Source organism: Dapis hubbardiae BLCC-M172, from assembly GCF_050016015.1.
In the GTDB taxonomy this organism is placed as follows: domain Bacteria; phylum Cyanobacteriota; class Cyanobacteriia; order Cyanobacteriales; family Microcoleaceae; genus Trichodesmium.
Map to the genome: position 1 here is coordinate 1 of NZ_JBNHEQ010000327.1, position 2,156 is coordinate 2,156.

The window sequence follows — 2,156 nt, forward strand, 5'->3', positions numbered from 1 at the left end:
GATGTGAGTTTTGAGCTTTAATATCCTGTTTGCTGATAAGGAAATTTGCTCCCCAAAAATGATTTGTTGCAGCTATTGAATGATATAGACCCTTCTCAAACAATCTTTACCGACAAGCAAAGTTGTAGTTTTGAAGATTTTATGCAGTGGCACAAAAGTGTATTAATTCAAATATCCGAGAACAAGTTCAGGGATCGAGACATTTACTCTGCTGAAGCTTGGCTTTGGGTAGCTTCAATGTGTGTAGTGTATGGATTGCGACCAACTGAGATAGCAGCGATACAGAATTTTGATGAAAATTGGGAATCAGATGAGGTTATTGTCCCAAGGTTCGACAGTATATATAACACTGACCTGCTTATAGTGATAGGGGAGTTTACCTACTTCGGTGCCTCGACAAAAACTGGCTTGAGAATTTGTAAACCGATGATCGCATATCAAGATATTTGGGAAGAGCTGAAGCTAAAACAGGTCAAGATGCCTGTATACGAGCCTACCTCAACTAAGCCTAGCCAGTTATGCAAAGGTTTTTCAACTAGGTTTAATCAATGGCTAAAAAGATTAGGATGCCCTGTAACTCAAGCTTACGCATTTAGGCATTTAAGTAATCAACTAGGGGAAAAATATGGTATCCCACAAGAAATAAGAGCTAGGTCATTAGGGCATTCTGTGGCAGTAAACGATAACACTTACAAATCAAGGCATAACTTGAAAACTGAGGTTGATATGTTGCTCAATCATAGTCGTCAACCGTTGGAGTATGAGGTCGCTGTAGAGAGGATTAAAGCTGAGGGGATTGATATATCTACTCGCGATATAGCCATGGCTTTGAGAATCATATATCAACAGGACTTACGCAAAGACACTATAGTGGGTTGCCAATAGAGCGATTGCTGACGCAAAGCTCCTAAGTACACCATAATCTTTTAAGCGATCGCCGAGTCTCTCCGATTTGATCTCTATCTATAAAAACTTAAACAACCGTCATTTTAATTGCAGGGTATTTGAGTTGAGATACTAGATATTTATATAATAATTGATGTTTCACACTTATCAATAGTTTTCCCTAGAATATTTGCCATTTTTTTCAAATGATTCCAGACTAACATAGCACAAGTAATGTGATTTTTGGGAATTTTTGCCCTACGGCACTGGCAAGACTCGAGCCCTGGAGCGTTGTTTAATTCTGGCGTGAAATTCCTCAATTTTCCATCTAGTTTGAATCTCCAACTCAACCTCATCTGTACTTTGATGACTGATGTCATTAGTAACAATATATTCTGCTGAAGTTGGTGGAAACAGTAACCCCAAATAATTTCACTTTTTGATCTCAAAGGAATTCCTTTAATCTTAATAATTTTCCCAATATTAATTCTAACTGATTCCATGCTAAGTCTTCGAGTTTTTGAGATTTTTTTACTCCCTCAGTATCGTCTACGCGCGCGATTGCTTTTTAACGGACAGTAGTAAATTTTACCTAAGTTATCTATTAAAGCCATTAGTCTTTGGGTTCCAGACCAGCTCTCCATTAATACTATTTTTACTGGTATTTTCTTCTTGTTTACTACATCAATCATCATCATTTCGACTGGTACTTCTGAAAAAATGATTTTACAGCATTATTGGGGTGCTGATGATTCAGTAGTAATTCCTGAGATTTGAGTATAACTGTTAATCTAACTTTTTAGTATAAAATATCGCTATTACCAATAAGTATTAATTGCTATGAATCGCTGAAACTCCCACCAAGCAATATTTTTACTTTTGTCACAGCTATACCAGGGGGAGATTATATATTACCCCCCGGTGGAGGTGTGACAGACAAAATGTACTTTTGAAATGCCAAATGAATATAATAAATGGCCAACTTATTCACAAAACCTTCATCAGTCAAGATGGGATCGAAGTAATTATCAATACTGAGACTGGTGATAGCTATTGCTCTGTGAAAGGTTATGCTCGGTTGTCTGGTAAACCCAAGTCAACAATTCCTACGCGAATTTCCAAGCTTAAAAGGGGTTCAACTTTTATTCCTAAAATCGTTGAGATTCCTACCGCCAAAGGGTTGCAAGGGGTTCAACTAATCCCAGAAAATATCATTGCTGAGTGGATAGTTAAAGATAACCCTGCGATAAGGGCGGGCTTCACAAATTAGA

General features: G+C 37.5%; 3 protein-coding genes. 2 read left to right on the forward strand and 1 reads right to left on the reverse strand.

Annotated elements, in window-relative coordinates:
* The first annotated feature begins 45 nt into the window (after positions 1-45).
* Positions 46-885 carry a site-specific integrase gene (locus tag ACP6PK_RS30445; RefSeq protein WP_426565363.1) on the forward strand — a complete coding sequence of 280 codons (840 nt, stop codon included), beginning with the start codon at positions 46-48 and terminating at the stop codon, positions 883-885.
* A 258-nt stretch (positions 886-1,143) separates the two neighbouring features.
* On the opposite strand, the gene ACP6PK_RS30450 is transcribed toward ACP6PK_RS30445, so the two are convergent.
* A complete protein-coding gene (locus ACP6PK_RS30450) occupies positions 1,144-1,311 on the reverse strand; it encodes a hypothetical protein (protein ID WP_426565365.1) in 168 nt (55 codons plus the stop codon).
* A 535-nt stretch (positions 1,312-1,846) separates the two neighbouring features.
* Here ACP6PK_RS30450 and ACP6PK_RS30455 point away from each other — a divergent pair.
* Positions 1,847-2,155 (forward strand): hypothetical protein, encoded by a 309-nt coding sequence (locus ACP6PK_RS30455; protein WP_426565367.1) that lies wholly within the window; start codon positions 1,847-1,849, stop codon positions 2,153-2,155.
* Position 2,156: the final 1 nt, after the last annotated feature.

Coding starts and splice junctions, on each gene's coding strand:
- ACP6PK_RS30455 (WP_426565367.1), top strand. CDS start 1,847: ATGAATATAATAAATGGCCAACTTATTCACAAAACCTTCATCAGTCAA.